This is a genomic window from Rhizobium sp. RM (assembly GCF_013390595.1).
GTDB lineage: Bacteria > Pseudomonadota > Alphaproteobacteria > Rhizobiales > Rhizobiaceae > Agrobacterium.
In genome coordinates, this window is the sequence record NZ_JACAWV010000008.1 from 230,319 (window position 1) to 251,039 (window position 20,721).

The 20,721-nt window shown below is 57.2% G+C and carries 19 protein-coding genes; 14 read left to right on the forward strand and 5 right to left on the reverse strand.

All coding sequences use genetic code 11. From position 1 onward, the window contains the following. Positions 1-108: 108 nt before the first annotated feature. The 7 genes from HWX89_RS10025 (at position 109) to HWX89_RS10055 (ending at position 7,844) form a co-directional block, all read left to right on the forward strand. Complete coding sequence (locus HWX89_RS10025) at positions 109-1,407, forward strand: extracellular solute-binding protein (protein ID WP_138794343.1); 1,299 nt, start codon at positions 109-111, stop codon at positions 1,405-1,407. Between the two features lie 77 nt (positions 1,408-1,484). Further along, a complete protein-coding gene (locus HWX89_RS10030) occupies positions 1,485-2,456 on the forward strand; it encodes an ABC transporter permease subunit (protein ID WP_178340694.1) in 972 nt (323 codons plus the stop codon). An 18-nt stretch (positions 2,457-2,474) separates the two neighbouring features. Continuing rightward, on the forward strand, positions 2,475-3,317 hold the full coding sequence (gene ugpE / locus HWX89_RS10035) for a sn-glycerol-3-phosphate ABC transporter permease UgpE (RefSeq protein ID WP_138794344.1): 843 nt from the start codon (positions 2,475-2,477) through the stop codon (positions 3,315-3,317). Between the two features lie 11 nt (positions 3,318-3,328). Beyond that, complete coding sequence (locus HWX89_RS10040; protein WP_138794345.1) at positions 3,329-4,429, forward strand: sn-glycerol-3-phosphate import ATP-binding protein UgpC; 1,101 nt, start codon at positions 3,329-3,331, stop codon at positions 4,427-4,429. 108 nt (positions 4,430-4,537) lie between these two features. Then, positions 4,538-5,050 carry a cupin domain-containing protein gene (locus HWX89_RS10045; protein WP_138794346.1) on the forward strand — a complete coding sequence of 171 codons (513 nt, stop codon included), beginning with the start codon at positions 4,538-4,540 and terminating at the stop codon, positions 5,048-5,050. A gap of 111 nt (positions 5,051-5,161) precedes the next feature. Continuing rightward, on the forward strand, positions 5,162-6,121 hold the full coding sequence (gene gshB / locus HWX89_RS10050; RefSeq protein ID WP_138794347.1) for a glutathione synthase: 960 nt from the start codon (positions 5,162-5,164) through the stop codon (positions 6,119-6,121). A 190-nt stretch (positions 6,122-6,311) separates the two neighbouring features. Then, a complete protein-coding gene (locus HWX89_RS10055; protein ID WP_138794348.1) occupies positions 6,312-7,844 on the forward strand; it encodes a YifB family Mg chelatase-like AAA ATPase in 1,533 nt (510 codons plus the stop codon). 123 nt (positions 7,845-7,967) lie between these two features. Here the strand turns inward: HWX89_RS10055 and cysK are convergent, their stop codons facing one another. The 3 genes from cysK to dut all read right to left on the reverse strand — a co-directional run bounded on the left by cysK (position 7,968) and on the right by dut (position 10,249). Then, complete coding sequence (gene cysK, locus HWX89_RS10060; protein WP_138794349.1) at positions 7,968-8,936, reverse strand: cysteine synthase A; 969 nt, start codon at positions 8,934-8,936, stop codon at positions 7,968-7,970. Between the two features lie 144 nt (positions 8,937-9,080). Further along, positions 9,081-9,698 (reverse strand): LysE family translocator, encoded by a 618-nt coding sequence (locus HWX89_RS10065; protein ID WP_138794350.1) that lies wholly within the window; start codon positions 9,696-9,698, stop codon positions 9,081-9,083. Between the two features lie 80 nt (positions 9,699-9,778). Further along, positions 9,779-10,249, reverse strand: coding sequence for a dUTP diphosphatase (gene dut, locus HWX89_RS10070; protein WP_138794351.1), 471 nt, complete (start codon positions 10,247-10,249; stop codon positions 9,779-9,781). A 90-nt stretch (positions 10,250-10,339) separates the two neighbouring features. On the opposite strand from dut, the gene HWX89_RS10075 reads away from it, so the two are divergent. The 3 genes from HWX89_RS10075 (at position 10,340) to HWX89_RS10085 (ending at position 13,642) form a co-directional block, all read left to right on the forward strand. Then, complete coding sequence (locus HWX89_RS10075; protein WP_138794352.1) at positions 10,340-11,923, forward strand: peptide chain release factor 3; 1,584 nt, start codon at positions 10,340-10,342, stop codon at positions 11,921-11,923. A gap of 157 nt (positions 11,924-12,080) precedes the next feature. Next, entirely contained in the window at positions 12,081-13,286 is a 1,206-nt protein-coding gene (gene coaBC / locus HWX89_RS10080; RefSeq protein ID WP_138794353.1) for a bifunctional phosphopantothenoylcysteine decarboxylase/phosphopantothenate--cysteine ligase CoaBC, read from the forward strand. Continuing rightward, positions 13,283-13,642 carry an MmcQ/YjbR family DNA-binding protein gene (locus HWX89_RS10085; RefSeq protein WP_138794354.1) on the forward strand — a complete coding sequence of 120 codons (360 nt, stop codon included), beginning with the start codon at positions 13,283-13,285 and terminating at the stop codon, positions 13,640-13,642. The genes coaBC and HWX89_RS10085 overlap by 4 nt, the downstream gene beginning before the upstream one ends. Here the strand turns inward: HWX89_RS10085 and ubiB are convergent. Both ubiB and ubiE read right to left on the reverse strand, forming a co-directional pair. After that, positions 13,635-15,209 (reverse strand): 2-polyprenylphenol 6-hydroxylase, encoded by a 1,575-nt coding sequence (gene ubiB / locus HWX89_RS10090; protein WP_138794355.1) that lies wholly within the window; start codon positions 15,207-15,209, stop codon positions 13,635-13,637. The genes HWX89_RS10085 and ubiB overlap by 8 nt on opposite strands. 37 nt (positions 15,210-15,246) lie before the next feature. Further along, positions 15,247-16,023 (reverse strand): bifunctional demethylmenaquinone methyltransferase/2-methoxy-6-polyprenyl-1,4-benzoquinol methylase UbiE, encoded by a 777-nt coding sequence (gene ubiE / locus HWX89_RS10095; protein ID WP_138794356.1) that lies wholly within the window; start codon positions 16,021-16,023, stop codon positions 15,247-15,249. 144 nt (positions 16,024-16,167) lie between these two features. On the opposite strand from ubiE, the gene mutM reads away from it, so the two are divergent. The 4 genes from mutM to dnaA all read left to right on the forward strand — a co-directional run bounded on the left by mutM (position 16,168) and on the right by dnaA (position 20,698). Next, the gene (gene mutM / locus HWX89_RS10100; RefSeq protein ID WP_138794357.1) at positions 16,168-17,064 is read left to right on the forward strand and encodes a bifunctional DNA-formamidopyrimidine glycosylase/DNA-(apurinic or apyrimidinic site) lyase; all 897 of its coding nucleotides are present in this window, start codon (positions 16,168-16,170) and stop codon (positions 17,062-17,064) included. A gap of 34 nt (positions 17,065-17,098) precedes the next feature. Continuing rightward, the gene (locus tag HWX89_RS10105; protein ID WP_138794358.1) at positions 17,099-17,872 is read left to right on the forward strand and encodes an enoyl-CoA hydratase; all 774 of its coding nucleotides are present in this window, start codon (positions 17,099-17,101) and stop codon (positions 17,870-17,872) included. Between the two features lie 227 nt (positions 17,873-18,099). After that, positions 18,100-18,366, forward strand: coding sequence for a 30S ribosomal protein S20 (gene rpsT / locus HWX89_RS10110; RefSeq protein WP_138794359.1), 267 nt, complete (start codon positions 18,100-18,102; stop codon positions 18,364-18,366). Positions 18,367-19,234: 868 nt separating this feature from the next. After that, positions 19,235-20,698: a chromosomal replication initiator protein DnaA gene (gene dnaA, locus HWX89_RS10115; RefSeq protein ID WP_262523990.1), complete on the forward strand. Its 1,464-nt coding sequence runs from the start codon at positions 19,235-19,237 to the stop codon at positions 20,696-20,698. Positions 20,699-20,721: the final 23 nt, after the last annotated feature.

Consider the following 20,721-nt stretch of genomic DNA (forward strand, 5'->3'; position numbering starts at 1 on the left):
CACGTCATGGTGGTGTGTAACAAATCTGCAATAAAACTGTAAAAGTCCCGTCACGGAACAAGCCTATTCGCATCCTCACCCAACCACGGGCGGTAGAGGATCGAAAAGATGATCAAGAAATTTTCCATGGCTGTGATGGCCGTCAGTGTATCCGCAACGTCTTCCATGGCTGCTACCAACATTACCTGGTGGCACGGCATGGGCGGTCGTAACGGCGAAGTCATCAACGAAGTTTCGCAGAAATTCAATGAAGCCCAGAAAGAGTGCGCGCTGACGCCGGTTTCCAAGGGCTCTTACGAAGAAGCGCTGGCAAGCGGCATCGCTGCTTTCCGTTCTGGCGAACAGCCGAACATCCTTCAGGTCTTTGATGCTGGCGCTGCCACCATCATCAACGCCAAGGGCGCCGTCATTCCGGCGGAAGACCTGATCAACAAGGCTGGTTACAAGTTTGAACGTGACGCCTTCATCAACGGCGTTCGTTATTTCTACGCTGCTGCTGATGGCAAGTTCGTCGGGATGCCGTTTAACTCGTCCGCGCCGATCATGTACATCAACCAGGAAGCCTTCAAGAAGGCCGGCGTTTCGGTTCCGAAGACCTGGGAAGAGTTTGAAACCATCGCGCCGAAGCTGAAGGAAGCCGGCTACACCGCGCTTACCGCTTCGCAGCTCACATGGCAGTTCACTGAAAACTTCTTCTCGCGCCAGAACCTGCAGTTCGCCACGAACAACAACGGTTACGACAGCGTTGCCGGCACCGAGATGAAGCTGACCGACCCGAACCTCGTCATGATGTTCGAAAAGCTGAAGACCTGGAAGGATGAAGGTTACTTCGGTTATTACGGCGCAGGCTGGAACGACAACCAGAAGCCGTTTGAAGAAGGCAAGGTTGCCATGTGGATCGGTTCGTCCGGTTCGTTCGGTGGTCTGAAGAAGACCGCAACCATGCCGTTCTCGGCTGATTTCCTGCCTTACTGGAGCTCGATCAAGGGTGCCGGCACCAACACCTTCATCGGTGGTGCAGCTCTGTTCGCAATGTCTGGCAAGTCTGATGCGGAAAACAAGTGCGTTGCCGACTTCTTCCAGTTCCTGACCTCTCCTGAGATCCAGAAGTTCTACCACCAGGCAACCGGTTACGTCGCCATCACCGAAGCCGCCTACGAGCTGGCCAAGAAGGAAGGCTACTATGAGAAGGAGCCTGTTGCCGAAGTTGGTATCAAGCAGCTGATGCTGCCCGGCGGCGAATGGTCCAAGGGTTACCGCCTTGGCTTCTACCCGCAGATCCGCTCGATCATGGAGCGCGAATACAACCGCATTTTCGCTGGTGAAACCACTGTGAAACAGGGCTTCGAAACCATCGAGAAGGAAGGCAACGAACTTCTCGCGCGCTTCGCAAAGACCGCTGGCTGATAAGCCCTTACGGACTGTGAAACCAACAGGGGCCTCCTTCACACGAAGGGGGTCCCATTCTCGATAGGGGACCGCGCGTGGCCTATACTCCTTCACAACCTCGTTTGAGCCGGTTTATCCCCGGTTTGTCAGCGGGCGCCAAGAAAGCACCGGTCGAGCAGGCTGGCGCCAAGCGTGTCCAGTTCTCGTCGTCCTACGTTCCTTATCTTTTCCTGGCGCCGCAACTCGCGGTGATCTTCATCTTCTTCTACTGGCCGTCCGTTCAGGCGGTGCAGTCTTCGTTCTACATCGAAGACCCCTTTGGTTTCGGCTCGACCTTCGTTGGCATGAGCAACTATTGGGACGTGATGTTCAGCCCTGAATATCTTGGTATCGCCAAGTTCACGGTTGTCTTCACCGTGCTCGTTACCTTCTTTTCGCTTGCGCTGGGGCTGCTGCTCGCGGTCAAGGCCGATGCAGTCATCCGCGGCAGCTCGACCTACAAGACCTTGCTGATCTCTGTTTATGCGATCGCTCCACCGGTCGCCGGCCTGATCGGCATGATGTTCTTCGACCAGCATATCGGTCCCTTTGTGAAACTGGCGTCCTGGTTCGGTTGGGACATGCGCGTCGGTCTGAATTATTACGACACCGCTTTCGCCATGATCGTCGTCGCTGTCTGGAAGCAGATACCCTACAATTTCATATTCTTCCTGTCTGGCCTTCAGGGCGTTCCGGTTTCCGTGCGCGAAGCAGCCACGATCGACTGCCGATCCGGTCTTCGTCGTTTCTGGACGGTCACCCTGCCGCTCCTTGCGCCGACAGCCTTCTTCCTGCTGATCATCAACATCACCTACGCGCTTTTCGACACCTTTGGCGTGATCGACGTGATGGTGAAGGACAAGCCGGCCAACAACCCGATCACGCTTGTCTACAAGGTCTTCATGGACGGCTTCCGCGGCAACGACATCGGCAGTTCATCTGCCCAGTCGGTCATTCTGATGCTGGTCGTTTTCGTGCTCACCATCATCCAGTTCCGCTTCCTCGAGAAGCGCATCCACTACACGTGATCGCGGGGACATAGACCAATGCACAAGACAAAACCCCTCGACCACCTGATCCTCATTCTTGGCGCGCTCTTTCTGATCGTTCCGGTGATTGTCGCGTTCATGACATCGACCCATGAGGCCGCAGAAATTCACCGAAACGGCCTGATGATCGTTCCCGGAGACAACATGGTCGGCACCTATGAAAAGGTGCTGACCCAGAAGGGCGGCTTCACCGGCCAGATCACCGGTCTCAGCATGGTGATGAATTCGCTGATCCTCGGCATCGGTTTTGCTGTCGGCAAGATCGTTCTGTCCATGACCGCCGCTTACGCCATCGTCTATTTCCGCTTCCGGTTTGCAACGCTTGCCTTCTGGATCATCTTCACGACGCTGCTGCTGCCGCTCGAAGTGCGCATCATGCCGTCCTACGAGGTAATGAGCAAACTCGGACTTCTGAACTCTTACACCGGCCTCATCGTACCGCTTCTGGCATCGGCGACCGGCACGTTCTACTTCCGTCAGTTCTTCAAATCGGTTCCGGAAGAGCTTCTCGAGGCTGCCCGCATCGACGGCGCCGGCCCGGTGAAGTTCTTCATCGATGTGCTTGTACCCCTGTCGCGGACGATGATGGCGGCAATCTTCATCATCATGTTCGTTTACGGATGGAACCAGTATCTCTGGCCCATGCTGATGACGACGGATGAGAGCTTCTTCACCCTGATGCGTGGCATCAAGTCGATCCTGCAGGTCTGGGTCGGTTCGCAAATCCCCGATTATAACGAAGCTTTCGCGCTCGCCGTTCTGGCCATGCTGCCGCCGGTGCTGATCGTCGTCATCTTCCAGCGCTGGTTCATCAAGGGCCTCACCGAAAGCGACAAGTAAAGGAATCAGAAATGGCTTCCATTGAAATCAGTCAGGTCTGCAAGGACTACGCAGGCGGCGTGCGTGCCGTCCATCATGTCGACATCGACATTGCCGACGGTGAGTTCATCGTGCTTGTCGGCCCGTCCGGTTGCGGGAAATCCACGCTGCTGCGCATGGTCGCCGGCCTTGAGGACATTTCCGAAGGCACGGTGAGGATTGGCGATCGCGCGGTTAACACTGTCGACCCGGCCGATCGCGACATCGCCATGGTCTTTCAGAACTATGCGCTCTATCCGCACATGTCCGTACGCGAAAATCTCGAATACGGCCTGAAAAACCGCAAGACACCCAAGGCGGAAATCGATGCTCGCGTTGCCGAGGCTGCCCGCATGCTGCAGCTTGAACCTTATCTTGAGCGCAAACCGCGCGCTCTGTCGGGTGGCCAGCGTCAGCGCGTCGCCATGGGTCGCGCCATCGTACGCAAGCCCGCAGCGTTCCTGTTCGATGAGCCGCTTTCCAACCTTGATGCCAAGCTGCGCGTTTCCATGCGCGGTGAGATCAAGCGCCTGCAGAAGCGTCTCGGCACCACGTCAATTTATGTAACCCACGATCAGCTTGAGGCCATGACGCTTGCGGACCGCCTGGTCGTTCTGAATGCTGGCCGCATCGAGCAGATCGGCTCACCGCTCGAGGTTTATCACACGCCTGCGTCGACGTTTGTCGCGAGTTTCATCGGTTCGCCTGCCATGAACCTGTTGAAGGGGGAACTGCATGGCGATTGCCTGGCAATCGGTCCGTCACTGCTTTCGCTCAATGGCTTTTCGCCTGCCTCGGGTCCGGTGACAGTCGGCATTCGCGCCGAGGACTTCCGCTTGGCTGCAGACGGCGAACAGGGCTTTTCCCTGCGGGTCGACTACATTGAGGAACTGGGCTCCCAGCGTCTCGTCCACGGCACGATTGGGGACCAGACACTGACGGTCGTTTTCCCGCCGGATATCGACGTTCCCGCCACGCTGCCGCTGTCGATTGCACCAGAGAAGCTGCATTTCTTCTCGTCCGAAACCGGTAAACGTCTGAACCGCATGAGCGAGCAGGCGCCGTCCTCGCACGCCCAATTGCAGATGGCCTGATAACAAGTAAAAATCGGCGCAATCATTAAAATTGCGCCGATTGCTCAAACCGGTTCGTTACGGTCCCGCTGATAGAACACCTCCAATATTTTACGGGGGTTTTCTGATATGTCCTTCAAAATGATGTTTGCCGCTGCCGCAACGATGGCGATCCGCACGGTACCACTGCTGCCAGCCTATTTGCGGCAGGGAAAAGATGACGCAGTCGTCAGTGCATCCTGCACGGATTTGCGGCTGCAGTCTGCGCCCATTAATCCGGAATGGATCATCGCCGGTAATCCGCAGGCGCGCGCAGCCGACCACTCCAGAAGCGGTGACCGCGCCTCCAGCACGGCCATGTGGGATTGCACGGCGGGTGAGTTCCGTTGGTTCTTCGGTTGGGACGAAACCGTCTACATCCTTGAAGGTGAGGTACATGTAACGGCTGAAGACGGCACGGTCAGCATTCTGCGTGTTGGCGACGTCGCATACTTCCGCGCCGGAACATGGGCCACATGGCGGGTCGACAATTATGTCCGCAAGGTTGCCTTCATGCGCCGCCCGTTCCCCACCGCACTGGCGTTCGCATACCGCGTCAAGAACAAGCTTTTCTCCCGTCGTTCTTATTCTCTGGCGGCATGACCAGCGCCCGTGTGAAAGTTCAATAAAACTCACAGAACGACCGTCGTGCAGCAGTTGCCTTTGAAGGCCTGCTGCCCTACATCTTTCGGGCTTTCTAAGAGGGACTTTTGCATGGCGAAGATCAAGAACGTCGCGATCCAGATGGATCATGTGTCCGGCATCAACATTGCCGGTGACTCCACTTTCGCGATGAGCCTTGAGGCCCAGGCGCGTGGATACCGCCTGTTCCATTATACGCCGGATCGTCTCTCCATGCGCGACGGCAAGATTTACGCCACGGTCGAGCAGATGGAACTGCGGGATATCAACGGCGATCATTTTTCGCTTTCCGAACCGGAGCGTGTTGATCTGTCGACGATGGATGTCATCCATCTGCGACAGGACCCTCCCTTCGACATGGCATACATCACCTCGACGCATCTTCTGGAGCGTATTCACCCGAAGACGCTGGTGGTGAACGATCCTGCCTGGGTGCGCAATTCGCCCGAAAAGATCTTCGTGACCGAATTTGCCGATCTTATGCCTGCAACGCTGATTACCAAGGATGGTGCAGAGATTGCCCGCTTCCGCCAGGAGATGGGCGATATCATTCTCAAGCCGCTTTATGGCAATGGCGGTGCAGGCGTCTTCCATTCGGCGCGTGATGATCGCAATTTCTCGTCGCTTCTGGAAATGTTCGGTCAGATGTTCCGCGAGCCCTATATCGCCCAGCAATATCTGCCGGACGTAAGAAAGGGCGACAAGCGTATCCTGCTGGTAGATGGTGAGCCGGTGGGGGCTATCAACCGCGTGCCTGCGGAAAATGATGCCCGCTCCAACATGCATGCCGGTGGCCGTCCCGAGCCGACCGAGCTGACGACGCGTGAAAAAGAAATTTGCGCGCGGATTGGTCCGGCACTTCGCGAGCGCGGTTTCCTTTTTGTCGGTATCGATGTCATTGGCGACTACATGACCGAAATCAACGTGACCTCGCCAACCGGTATCCGGGAAGTCAGAAAGTTCGGCGGGGCAGACGTCGCAAGCCTCCTCTGGGACGCGATCGAGAAAAAGCGCGAAGCGCAGGATCTCTGAACAGGCCGTCGTTCGGCGTGCTGATGCAACCTGTGTCACGCAAAACTCCGCATCCGGCCTGAACGTCGGCTGCGGTATTTGTTCTCTTAATGTTCTTGTTTTATTGTGTGCGCTGTGGCAGGCTGCCCGCGGTTGGCTGCTGGACGGGGCATAAGGCCTCGTTGATGTAGCTGGTTTGCGGGGGCGGACCATGGTTGCAAGAGTTGGTACGGTTGCTTTTCAGGGTATCGAGGGCGTGCCTGTTGAAGTGCAGGTGATGGTGGCGCCGGGCAGGGTTGGCATCAATATCGTCGGTCTGCCAGATAAGGCCGTTGCCGAAAGCCGGGAGCGGGTACAGGCGGCGTTGCATGCCTCCGGACTTGCGCTCCCTGCCAAGAAAGTCACGATAAACCTCGCACCTGCCGATCTGCCCAAGGAGGGGTCGCATTTCGATCTCCCCATCGCCCTTGGCCTGATGGCGGCACTGGGAGCAATTCCTTCGGACGCGCTGAATGGCTATCTGGTGTTGGGCGAACTGAACCTCGACGGCACCATCGGTGCGGTTGCCGGTGCTTTGCCCGCAGCTATCGCTGCCAATGTTCAAGGCAAGGGGCTCATATGTCCGGCCGAAAGCGGTCCGGAAGCGGCCTGGGCCGGGGCAGATATCGACATTCTGGCGCCGCGCAGCCTGATAGCGCTTGCCAATCATTTTCGCGGTACGCAGCATCTCTCCAGACCGCGGCCGGCCATCCGCAGCAACCCGGCCAATCTCCCTGATCTTGCCGATATCAAAGGGCAGGAAAGCGCCAAACGTGCGCTGGAGGTGGCTGCCGCAGGTGGGCACAATCTCCTGATGGTCGGGCCTCCTGGATCAGGAAAATCCATGCTGGCCGCACGTCTTCCCTCCATCCTGCCGCCGCTCGAGGCGGCCGAGCTTCTTGAAGTGTCGATGGTGCATTCGATTGCCGGGCAACTGTCGGGCGGGAAACTATCGGATCGCCGGCCGTTCCGCACCCCGCATCATTCCGCCACCATGGCTGCACTTGTCGGCGGTGGACTGAAGGCGAAACCGGGGGAGGCGTCGCTTGCTCATCATGGCATACTCTTCCTCGACGAATTCCCGGAGTTTACGCCGCAGGCGCTGGATGCATTACGCCAGCCACTCGAGACAGGCGAGTGCATTATTGCCCGTGCCAATCACCGCGTCAGCTATCCTGCAAATATCCAGCTCGTGGCGGCGATGAACCCGTGCAAATGCGGTATGGCGGGAGAGCCGGGCTTTACCTGTGCCAGAGGGCCTCGTTGCGTCGCAGATTATCAGGCGCGGATATCAGGCCCTTTGATGGATCGTATCGACATTCGCATCGATGTACCGGCCGTTTCGGCTGCCGACCTCATCCGCCCGGCGGCGTCTGAATCGAGCGCCGATGTCGCAGCCCGCGTTGCCCGTGCACGCACGGCACAACAGGAACGCTACGCATTGGCAGGTGCAGCCGGAATTCGCACCAATGCACGCTGCTCGACTGCGTTGATCGAAAAATTCGCAGAGCCCGATGCTCCCGGTTTGCAATTGTTACGCGATGCGGCAGAGCGGCTGAAATTTTCTGCGCGTGGTTATCACCGCATTCTCAAAGTTGCCCGCACACTCGCCGATCTCGATGGCAAGGCCACAGTTGGCCGCATCCATGTCGCGGAAGCTGTGTCCTATCGTATTGCTGGTCAGAGACTGACTGCGGCAGCCTGATAACACGGGCTGCTTGTCTCTGGTAATTGCCTGACAACAGTACCGCACCCGTCAGCCGTCTTCTGAAGGAATACGACGCCCCGTCTCGCGCTTGCGGAACGGGGCGTTACATCTCGATGATAGTTAGAGACCAAGCCCCTCGAACAGGGCCGTCGAAAGATACCGTTCCGCGAAGGATGGAATGATGACGACAATGTTCTTGCCGGCATTTTCCTCGCGCGAGCCAACCTTGATGGCGGCTGCGAGTGCTGCGCCAGAAGAAATGCCAACCGGAACGCCTTCGAGGCTCGCCACGAGACGGGCCGTTGCAAACGCTTCGTCATTGGTCACGGTAACGATCTCGTCGTAGACCTTGGTGTCGAGAATGGCTGGCGCGAATCCGGCGCCAATTCCCTGAATTTTGTGTGGGCCAGGGTTACCGCCTGAAAGCACCGGGCTGTCAGCCGGTTCAACCGCGATAACCTTTACATCGGGCTTGCGGGATTTCAGAACCTGACCGGTGCCGGTAATCGTGCCGCCGGTGCCGATACCCGAGACCAGAACATCCACCTCGCCATTGGTGTCGTTCCAGATTTCTTCTGCCGTGGTCTTGCGGTGAATTTCCGGGTTGGCCGGATTCTCAAACTGTTGCGGAATGATCGCGTCAGGCAGCGTTTCGGCAAGCTCCTGCGCCTTGGCAATCGCGCCCTTCATGCCCTTCGGGCCTTCGGTTAGGACCAGTTCCGCGCCAAGCAGAGCCAGCATCTTGCGGCGCTCGACCGACATGGTTTCCGGCATGGTGAGAATAAGCTTGTAGCCCTTCGCAGCAGCGGCAAAAGCGAGTGCGATACCGGTATTGCCCGACGTTGGCTCGACCAGTGTGGTCTTGCCGGGCGTGATCTTGCCCTGCGCCTCAAGCGCCTCGATCATGGCGACGCCGATACGATCCTTGACGGATGCGATAGGGTTGAAAAATTCGAGCTTCGCCAACAGGTTGGCCTTAACACCCTTTTCCTTTGCCAGCTTGTCTAGCCGCACGATCGGCGTGTCGCCAATGGTCTCGGTGATGGAGGAATAGACGCGTCCGCGCCCTGGTTTTCTGGTTTCCGACATGAGTGTCCTCCTGTGCTTTTGACCGGCATAAATTTCGCGCAGGATAGGGCGAATGAAAGGAGGAAGCCAGAGAATGGATGTGCGTATGTGTCGATTTTCGGAGCGAAAAATACTTCAGGAAGCGAATTTTTCGGAAGAAAAACCTCAGGCAGACCTGATCGCGATCATCGCGGCTGTTCCGGCCAGAATGCCCGCAGCGGCGCGGTTGAGGATGGTCAGAGCGCTGGGCCGCTTGAGGAGCGCGCGAGCTTTCGAGGCCAACAGAATATACGGCAACAGAACCGCCATCAGCACAAGAAAGGTTACGCCCAGAAGCGTGACGTATTCGGCTGCGCCAATCATACGGATATCGATCAATGTTGGCACGAGTGCCACATAGAACAGCATCGTCTTGGGGTTTCCGAGCGTGATGAAAAGCCCGGAGAGAAAGGACATGCCAATGCTCGTGCTTTTCCTGGCTTGCAGGTCCTGCGGCAGAAGTCCCGCCGTCCATAGCTTCCAGGCGATGTAGAGCAGGTAGGCTGCACCTGCAAACTTCAGCACCATGAAAGCTTCCTGAAAGGTCTGTGCGACAAAGGCAAGGCCAAGGATAACGGCCGTGAGGTAGACCATATCGCCAAGCACCAGGCCGAGCCCCATGAAGAAGGTTTCCCGAAAACCGGAGCCCAGAGCTCGCGCCACGATGGCCGTCATGCCGGGGCCAGGAATGGCGGCGGCAATGAAGAGTGCGGTCGCATAAGCGAGAATGGTGGTCACAGTCATGAAGGTGTCCTCGGTTACTGTGCGAGCGTTAACCGAAACCTCAGGCATTCACAACGTGGCCACCACGGCATCTTGTGTGATCAGACGCCGGTCGAACCAAAACCGCCGCCACCGCGCTCGGTCGAGGATGTCTCTGTGACCTCTCTCACAACGACCTGAGTTACCGGTGCAATCACCATCTGGGCAATGCGCATGCCGCGTTCGATAACAAAATCGGCGTCGCCGAGATTGGCGAGGATGACCTTCACCTCACCGCGATAATCGCTGTCCACCGTGCCAGGCGAATTCAGACAGGTAATGCCGTTCTTGATGGCAAGCCCGGAGCGCGGACGGATTTGCGCCTCATATCCAAAGGGGACCTCAAAGATGAAGCCGGTTGGCACAAGTGCACGGCTACCTGGCTTCAACACCAGGGGCGTGTCGGCGGCTACAGCGGCACGAAGGTCCATGCCGGCTGCTCCGGCCGTTTCGTAGGAGGGCAGTTCGAGGCCCGTTCCATTGTCGAGGCGGATGAGTTTTAGAGCAGGGCGATTGTCATTTTGCTGGGTCATGCGGCATTAGTTTTCGCTCATGAGGCCAAGGTCAATTGCAAAATGGGGCCTGAAACGCTAGATAGCCCGCAATTCCACAGGATTTATGAAATGGCCGAAACACTTGCCGAGGCGGTCTCCCGCCGCCGCACCTTTGCTATTATCGCGCACCCGGACGCCGGTAAGACGACGCTGACCGAAAAGCTGCTGCTGTTCGGCGGAGCAATTCAGCTTGCTGGTGAAGTGAAAGCGAAGAAGGATCGCATTCAGACCCGTTCTGACTGGATGAAGATCGAGCGAGAGCGCGGCATCTCCGTCGTTACCTCGGTCATGACCTTCGAATACAACGACAGGGTCTTCAACATCCTGGATACGCCTGGTCACGAAGACTTCGCGGATGATACCTATCGCACGCTGACGGCGGTGGATGCGGCCATCATGGTGATCGATGCCGCGAAAGGCATCGAGCCGAGAACGCTGAAGTTGTTCGAAGTCTGCCGCATGCGCGACATCCCGATCATAACCTTCATCAACAAGATGGACCGCGAGAGCCGCGATCCCTTCGAGATTCTCGATGAGGTTGAAGAGAAGCTGGCGCTGGACACGGCTCCGGTGACCTGGCCGGTCGGTCGCGCCAAGACATTCTGTGGAGCCTATAACCTTGCCCAGAACACCTTCCGTGGCGTCGACACGCAGGTGGATGGTTTGCCGGTCAACGGTCCGCAGGCTGTCGCAGATAGGCTTCCGGAAAACGAACGCCATGCCTTTATCGAAGAGACGGAACTGGCGCTTGAAGCCTGCCGCCCCTTCGATCGTCAGGCGTTTCTGGAAGGCCACATGACGCCGGTCTTCTTCGGATCGGCCTTGCGTAACTTCGGCGTGCGCGATCTCATCAATGCACTGGGTGAATTCGCTCCGCCGCCACGCGATCAGATTGCTGATATCAGAACGGTTCATGCCGCCGAAGAAAAGATGACGGCGTTCGTCTTCAAGATCCAGGCGAACATGGACCCGAACCACCGTGACCGCATCGCCTTCGCCCGCATCTGCTCCGGCAAGCTGGAGCGTGGCATGAAGGCGCGGCTTGCCCGTACCGGCAAGCAGTTGGGTCTGACTGCGCCGCAGTTCTTCTTTGCCTCGCAGCGCCAGCTGGCCGACACCGCTTATGCAGGCGATGTGGTCGGTATTCCGAACCACGGCACGTTGCGTATCGGTGATACACTGACGGAAGGCGAAAGCCTGGTGTTCCAGGGTGTCCCGAATTTCTCGCCGGAAATTCTGCGTCGCGTACGACTTGAAGATGCCATGAAGGCCAAGAAGCTGAAGGAAGCACTGCAGCAGATGGCGGAAGAGGGCGTCGTTCAGCTCTTCTCGCCGGAAGATGGTTCTCCGGCGATCGTCGGTGTTGTCGGCGCGCTGCAGCTCGACGTGTTGAAGGAGCGGCTGATGGGCGAATACGGCCTGCCGGTTTCCTTCGAAATGTCCCGCTTCTCCGTTTGCCGCTGGGTTTCCTCCGACCAGCCTGCGGAATTCGAGAAGTTCTTGAACGTCAAGCGTGGGGATATCGCCCGCGATCTGGATGGCGATCCGGTGTTTCTGGCACAGGACGCTTTCTCGCTGCGGTATGAAGCGGAACGCTACCCCGCGATCAAGATGGTCGCCATCAAGGAATATCACGTCGCCAAGGCGGCGTGATTCAACAGAATTGCGCCTTAAGTGCCAAGGACTTGCAGCAGCGGGATTATACCTGCTGTTGCAAATTCGCGGTGTTGGGCCTCTTTACTGAAAACTGCTTCACAGTTGTGGGTATGCGCTATAGTTTCCCCGTCAAACGGGAAACTGGTCCGGCATCATGGCACTTTCAGGCAAACACATCCTTCTCATCATTTCCGGCGGTATCGCGGCCTATAAGAGCCTCGACCTTATCCGTCGTCTGAAAGAGCGTGGTGCGAAAGTCACCCCGATCATGACGAAGGGCGCGCAGGAATTCGTCACCCCGCTTGCCGTGGGTGTGCTGTCTGCAACCCATGTGTTTACCGAGCTTTTCTCAAGGCAGGATGAGCAGGACGTCGGTCACATCCGATTGGCGCGCGAGTGCGATCTCGTTCTGGTCGCCCCAGCTACCGCTGATATCATGGCCAAAATGGCGCATGGGCTCGCGGATGATCTCGCCTCGGCGGTCCTGCTTGCGACGGATCGCACGGTTCTGGTCGCGCCTGCCATGAACCCGAAAATGTGGTCTGCCAAGGCAACACAGCGCAACATCAAGGTGTTGAAGGGCGATGGCATCCACTTTATCGGACCGATGGCAGGTGAAATGGCCGAAAAAGGAGAAGCGGGCCTTGGCCGCATGGCTGAGCCCTTGCAGATCGTTGAGGCAGTTGAAACGTGTCTTGGCGGCAGCCCAGGGCCACTCAGCGGCAAGACCGCGATCGTGACATCAGGTCCGACACACGAGCCGATCGATCCGGTGCGCTATATCGCCAATCGTTCTTCGGGAAAACAGGGACATGCGATTGCTGCGGCACTGGCCGAGCTTGGCGCAGAGGTGACGCTGATTTCCGGTCCTGTTTCGATTGCTGATCCGGTGGGCGTGACGACCGTTCGCGTCGAACGCGCCGAAGAAATGCGTGACGCTGTCGTTTCCCGTCTTCCCGTTGATATCGCCGTCATGGTTGCTGCCGTCGCTGACTGGCGTGTGGCAAGTGCAACCGATCAGAAGATCAAGAAACAGCCGGGCGATCAGCCCCCCGCTCTCCAGCTCACGGAAAATCCGGATATTCTGAAAACGGTGGGTCACCACGAAAGCCGCCCGAAGATCGTCGTCGGTTTTGCAGCCGAAACACAGAATGTCGAAACGAACGGTCGGGCCAAGCTGGAGCGGAAGGGTGCTGATTTCATCGTCGCCAACGATGTCTCGGCTGAGACCGGCATCATGGGCGGCGACCGCAACAGCGTGAAAATCATCTCGAAAGCGGGCGTCGATGCTTGGCCGGATCTTGATAAAGCCGATGTCGCGAAGCGCCTTGCTGCGCTGATTGCGGAGAAACTCGCATGAGCCTGTTCAAGTGCAAGACCTTCGATACCACCTTGAAGGTGTGGCCGGGTGTCAGTTTTGTCGATCAGTGGGATTCGCACGTTGCCAAGGTGGGCGAGAAGGTCTTTGCGGTGCTGGGCGAGCGGGACAACTGGCGGCTTGTGGTGAAGTGCTCTGAGGAGAGCTTTGAAATTCTCACCTCATTGGAAGGCATCGGCCAGGCACCCTATTTTGCCAAGCGTAAGTGGATTTCGATCTCCGATCACGCGCCACTCGAACCGGAAGAGCTGGAACATTATGTCCGCAGGTCCTATGAACTGGTTGCCTCGGGCCTGAGCAAAAAGCTCCGGACGGAGCTGGGTATCGTTTTTAGCTGACCTGGACGGCGATGTAGACAAGCGTCGCAGCAATCACCCAAAGCGCGATCCGGCCCCACTTGGTGTGGCGGGCTTCCGCCTTGCCGATAGCCTCTGCCGTCTGCGCATCGAAACGCAGGCCGTTTTCGCTCATTGCCATCAGATCGGCATGGAATTTTTCGGTTTTGGCGGCAATTTCCGGTGCCGCCTCGGCGAGTTTGACGGCGGCTTTCAGGCCGTCCTTCAGATCGGTGACGATACGCTTGGGACCGAGATTGTCGCGAATCCAGCTTGCAACAACCGGGTCCGCCGCCTTCCACATGTTGAAGCGCGGGTTGAGAATGCGCGAAACGCCTTCCACCACCACCATGGTCTTCTGCAGCATGACCAGTTCGGGCCGTGTTTCCATGTCGAACAGCTCAGTGACTTCGAACAACAGCGTCAGCAGCTTGCCCATGGAAATGGTTTCTGCGGGCTGACCATGGATCGGCTCGCCAATGGCGCGGATAGCCTGTGCGAAGCTGGCAATATCGTGATGGCCCGGCACATAACCGGCCTCGAAGTGGACTTCCGCCACACGCATGTAGTCGCGGGTAATGAAGCCGTAGAGAATTTCGGCCAGGAAACGGCGTTCCTTTTTCCCCAGACGTCCGGCGATACCCATGTCCACGGCAACGATCATGCCCTGCGGGTCGACGAAAAGATTGCCGGGGTGCATGTCGGCGTGGAAGAAACCATCGCGCAGCGTGTGCCGCAGAAAAGACTGGATCAGCGTGTCGGCGAGCGCGTTGAGGTCGTGGCCGGCGGCTTTGAGCCCCTCGATATCGGACATCTTCACGCCGTCGATCCATTCCATCGTTACGACGTCGCGGCCGGTGCGTTCCCAATCGACTTCCGGGACACGGAAGCCTGGATCGTCTTTTGTATTCTCGGCGAGTTCGGAAAGGGCCGCAGCCTCAAGCCGGAGGTCCATCTCGATCTTGGTCGTCTGCTCCAGCGTGCGCGTCACCTCAACTGGGCGAAGGCGCCGGGCGGATTTGACGAAGCGCTGCTGCAGATCGGCGATCAGGTACATGGCTTCCAGATCGTTCTGGAAGCGCTGGCGGACGCCGGGGCGGATGACCTTCACTGCGACCTTGCGTGGTCCTTTGGGTGTATCGATGGTGGCGGGATGCACTTGCGCTATGGAAGCGGCCGCAATCGGATCGCCGAAGTCACGGTAAAGCTCGGAGACCGGACGTCCCAGGGAGCCTTCGATATTGGCCTTTGCCGCCGCCACGGGGAAAAACGCCATCCGGTCCTGCAGGCTCGCCAGATCATCGGCAAACTGCGCCCCGACCACATCCGGCCGGGTCGCCAGAAACTGTCCCATCTTGACGTAGGACGGCCCCAACCGTTCCACAGCCGTCGCCAGTCGATCGCTGCGAACGGCACGTTTTGCCTTGCTGCGCGCAAACGGCTTCAGCAGTGCTTTGACGAGATGCGCTGACGGCGGCATGTCATCGGCAGGCAAGGCCAGCACCACGCCTTCGCGCACGAGAACCCAGCCGACTCTTGCGAGACGGAAATATGCGCCAAGAGTGCTCATGCGGATGCTTTCTTCCTGCCCTTACCAGCCATGTCGATCAGAGCTTCCAGCCGGAATGCAGGGCGGCAATGCCGCCGGTATAATTGGTATAGTTGACGCGAGAGAAGCCGGCAGTACGGATCATCGTCGCAAAATCATCCTGATTGGGAAACTTGCGGATCGATTCCACCAGATACTGGTAGGGCTCGGCATCGCCGGTAATCATCTTGCCGAACTGCGGAATGGCGTTGAACGACCAGGCATCGTAAACGCGGTCGAGAAGCGGCATTTCGACTTCGGAGAATTCCAGCACCAGAAGGCGTCCACCACGTTTCAGCACGCGATGTGCTTCCTTGAGCGCCACGTCGATGCGCGGTACGTTGCGGATGCCGAAAGCGACCGTATAGGCGTCGAAGCTGTTTGCCTCGAAGGGCAACTCTTCGGCATTGGCCTCGACGAAGGTCAGGTTGTCGGAAAGCTTTCTCTTGGCGGCACGTTCTTCGCCAACTGCCAGCATTGAACCGTTGATATCGAGCACGGTGGCGTGAGCGAGACGATTGGATGCCTCGACGATACGAAACGCGATGTCGCCTGTGCCGCCGGCCACATCCAGAATCTTGTAGGATGCCTCTTTGCGGGGTGCCAGTGCGGCGACCATCGCGTCCTTCCACAACCGGTGCATGCCCGCCGACATCACGTCGTTCATGATGTCATAGCGCTTGGCAACCTTATGGAAAACCTCGTTGACCAGTCCCTGCTTCTTGCCTTCGTCCACCTTGTGGAAGCCATAGGAAGTTTCCATACCGCCATCGGCGGTCGTGCGGGCGTCGGTCATCGTCGGTCTCCGTATTTATTGCGTTGCGGACCATAGCGGAAACGCCATGGCAGCGCTATCTGTTGCGGGCATCAATTGACCGCGACATTTCGCACGCACTCTATAGACCACTTGGTCCTAACGATAAACACCCGGATAAGCCAGATGCCAGAATTGCCTGAAGTCGAAACCGTCAGACGTGGCCTCACGCCCGCCATGGAAGGATCAACGATCCGAAAGGTGTATCTCGGTCGTCCGGACCTGCGGTTTCCTTTTCCGGGAGACTTTGTTTCGTTGATCGAAGGAAAGCGGATCGTCTCGCTTGGTCGAAGGGCGAAATATCTGCTGATCGAGCTTGAGGACGGGCTGACCGTCATTTGCCACCTCGGCATGTCGGGCTCGTTTCGCGTGGAAGTGGACGACCCGGAAAGCGCACAGACGCCGGGGGAGTTCCACCATGCTCGCTCCAAGGATGGAAAGCACGATCACGTCATCTTTTATCTGGAGGGCAATCAGGGTCGCGTTTGCGTCATCTATAATGACCCGCGCCGGTTTGGTTTCATGCATCTGGTCGAGCGCAACAAAATAGATCTTTATCCCGCTTTCGCCGGGCTCGGACCCGAACCGACAGGCAATGCCTTGAGCGCGGATTATCTGGCCTCGAGATTTGCCGGCAAAAGCCAGCCATTAAAGACGACCTTGCTGGATCAGAAGGTCATAGCGGGCCTCGGCAACATTTATGTCTGCGAGGCTCTCTGGCGCGCGCATCTCTCACCGCTTCGTGCATCGGGAACGCTGGTGACGGCGACAGGAAAACCCAAAGCCCAGCTTGTTGCGCTAACCGAAAAGATCCGCGATGTGATTGCCGATGCGATTGCGGCCGGGGGCTCTTCGCTACGGGATCATATTCAGACCGACGGTACACTTGGATATTTCCAGCATTCCTTCTCCGTCTACGATCAGGAGGGCGAGCCTTGCCGCACACCCGGTTGCAAGGGTACCGTTGAACGGGTCGTACAGGCAGGACGTTCGACGTTTTATTGTGCCGCCTGCCAGAAGTAGCTCGGCAACACGTATATGGAGAAGGGAGGCCGCTGTGGACTATGAAACGATATTGGTGGAGAAACGCGACGAGGTTGGCGTCATAACGCTCAACCGACCGAAGGCGCTGAATGCGCTCAACTCGGCTCTGCTGAAGGAACTGCGGCATATACTTGCCTCTTTCTCCGCAGATGATTCCATTGGCGCCATCGTGATAACCGGTTCCGAAAAGGCATTTGCTGCCGGCGCTGATATCAAGGAAATGCAGTCTCTCGATTTCGTGGATGTTTATGTCGGCGATTTTCTTGGTGGTTGGGATGAGGTTGCGGCAACCCGCAAGCCGGTCATTGCCGCAGTTTCGGGCTTTGCTCTCGGCGGCGGATGCGAACTGGCAATGATGTGCGATTTCATTATTGCCTCGGATACGGCGACGTTCGGCCAGCCTGAGATTACCCTAGGTGTCATTCCGGGCATGGGCGGCTCTCAGAGGCTCACCAGAGCTGTCGGCAAGGCAAAGGCGATGGATATGGTGCTGACGGGTCGCATGATGGATGCCGCAGAGGCTGAGCGCGCCGGACTGGTATCGCGCATCGTGCCGGCAGCTAGCATCGTCGAGGACGCAATAGAGGCGGCAACGCGTATTGCTTCCCTGTCGCGTGCTTCCGTTGTCATGGCCAAGGAGAGCGTCAATCGCTCGTTCGAAGTGTCGCTTTCGGAGGGACTGAGATTTGAACGCCGCCTGTTTCAGTCGCTGTTTGCAACAGATGACCAGAAGGAGGGAATGGCTGCTTTCATCGAAAAGCGCAAACCCGCATTCAGGAACCGTTAGAGTCTCTGTAATGGAATAAGGAAACGCGCTAAGGATTCGGAATAACGGCGTTTTCAGTGAAATTGCGCGTTGACGGGCGTCCGCTTTAACGGTATATGCCCGCCCACGGTTACGGAAAGCCATCCGGCTTGTCCGAAATTACTCCCGCATTCTTGGGTTACGTGAGGTCGTAGAACGACCCGATCCTGTGGTTGCGGAATTTGGTTCGAATTCGAAGAGAGGCATACATGGCCAATACAACTTCGGCGAAAAAGGCGACCCGCAAGATCGCTCGCCGTACCGCAGTCAACAAGGCTCGCCGTTCGCGCGTTCGCGGCTTCATCCGCAAGGTTGAAGAAGCCATCGCATCGGGCGACCTGGCAGTAGCCACCGAAGCTCTGAAGGCTGCTCAGCCGGAAATCCAGCGCGCTGCTACCAAGGGCGTTCTGCACGGCAACACTGCTTCCCGCAAGGTGTCTCGCCTGGCGCAGCGTGTTAAGGCACTTTCGGCCTAATCCGGCTAATCACAATTCGCTATTAAAAAAGCCTGGCCTTTGGCCGGGCTTTTTGTGATTCTAACCGTACGTTAATCTTTCCTGATGTAGCGTGACAATAGCATGTCAAGGAGGCGACACAAAAAGCGATTATAAATCAAATACTTGCTGGAGGTCGCCTTGAAACATCGAGGCTTTCTTTACGGAAGTCGGGGCAAGTTTCGAGTCAAGATAATTTTTATTTTTTTGCCAAAATCGTCTCGCGGAAAACGAGAAATTTGAATCTCATTGATTCATAAGAGATTCTGCTTCGGGCCGTTCCCGTGATGCAAAACGGCTTTCCTGAGTCAATGGCTGTTGTTCGTTTTTGCAGAAAAAACGCCATTGATCTCTGCCATCGATCCTGCCTAAATGCATTTCAACAAGGGGCGCGGATCTCAGTCCACAGATTATCTCGATGATCATATCGGCGATATTCACCCTTGTTGCGGGCGGATCTTTCGGGGTTCGTTTTTTCAGTTCATGGAGCTATTTGCGCCGTTCCGGTCTCGGAGCGAACGGGTAGTCTTTGTCTGAAGAAATACATGTTCAGGTTGCAACGAAAGGAGTGTTGTTAGCGTATCGCAGGCCTCTCCATGATGAAGAGGGAAATGGGATAACCGGCTCGCGAACGAGTAGCGCTTTGGACAATTCTTGCGAGGGGAATGTCGAAAGCAAGAATAACACGAGGGGGATCCCTGACGGTGAATTTGATCGTCAGGCTATGATTGGCAATTTGAAAGGCGGCAATATGCAATTGAATTTGGCGATGGGTGCGGTGACGGACGGGGACCGTGCACCAAAGGCATCCGATGCAGCTTGCTCTGACGCGGCAGGGGACAAATCGACAATGAAGCACGATGCGCTGTTTGAACGTTTTAGCGCGCGGCTCAAGGCACAGGTCGGTCCCGAAGTTTACGCCAGCTGGTTTGCAAGACTTAAACTCCATTCTGTTTCCAAAAGCGTTGTTCGCTTTACTGTTCCAACGACCTTTTTGAAGTCGTGGATCAACAACCGTTACATGGATCTCATCACCAGCCTAGTGCAGAGCGAGGATGCGGATGTTCTGAAGGTCGAGATCCTCGTCCGTTCGGCAACCCGTCCGGTTCGTCCTGCGCAGGCGGAAGAGCGCATGCAGCCCGTACAGGAAGTCGGTGCGATCCAGCGGAACAAGCCATCCATTCCGCAGCAGCCGGCTATAACGCCGTCGCTTCAGTCTGCCACGGCGCAGCCTACAGTGCGGCAGGGTAGCTCTGGTCCATTGTTCGGCTCTCCGCTTGATACACGTTTCACCTTCGATACCTTCGTTGAGGGCTCGTCGAACCGTGTTGCTTTGGCGGCGGCCAAAACCATTGCGGAAGCTGGTGCTGGCGCTGTGCGCTTCAACCCGCTGTTCATTCATGCAGGCGTTGGCCTCGGCAAGACGCACCTGTTGCAGGCTATCGCCAATGCAGCCATCGACAGCCCGCGCAATCCGCGCGTCGTCTATCTGACGGCTGAGTACTTCATGTGGCGTTTTGCAACGGCGATCCGTGACAATGATGCACTGACGCTCAAGGACACCTTGCGCAATATCGACCTGCTCGTCATCGATGACATGCAGTTCCTTCAGGGCAAGATGATCCAGCATGAGTTCTGCCATTTGCTGAACATGCTGCTGGACAGCGCCAAGCAGGTCGTTGTCGCTGCCGATCGCGCCCCCTGGGAGCTGGAATCGCTTGATCCACGCGTCCGTTCGCGTCTTCAGGGTGGCATGGCCATCGAAATCGAAGGCCCTGATTACGACATGCGTTATGAAATGCTGAACCGTCGCGTCGGCTCGGCCCGTCAGGATGATCCGTCCTTTGATATTTCGGAAGATATTCTGACGCATGTTGCCAAAAGCGTCACGGCAAGCGGACGCGAGCTTGAGGGTGCCTTCAACCAGTTGATGTTCCGCCGCTCGTTCGAACCGAACCTGTCTGTGGATCGCGTTGATGAACTGCTGTCGCATCTCGTCGGTACGGGCGAAGCCAAGCGTGTCCGCATCGAAGACATTCAGCGTATCGTTGCCAAGCATTATAACGTGTCGCGTCAGGAACTTGTGTCCAACCGTCGTACACGCGTTATCGTCAAGCCGCGTCAGGTTGCCATGTATCTGTCGAAGATGCTGACACCTCGCTCCTTCCCGGAGATCGGCCGTCGTTTCGGTGGACGTGACCACACGACCGTTCTGCATGCGGTTCGCAAGATCGAGGAACTGATTTCGGGCGACACCAAGCTCGGTCACGAGGTCGAACTGCTGAAACGTTTGATCAACGAGAACAACGCATAAAAAAAGCGGCCTTCGGGCCGCTT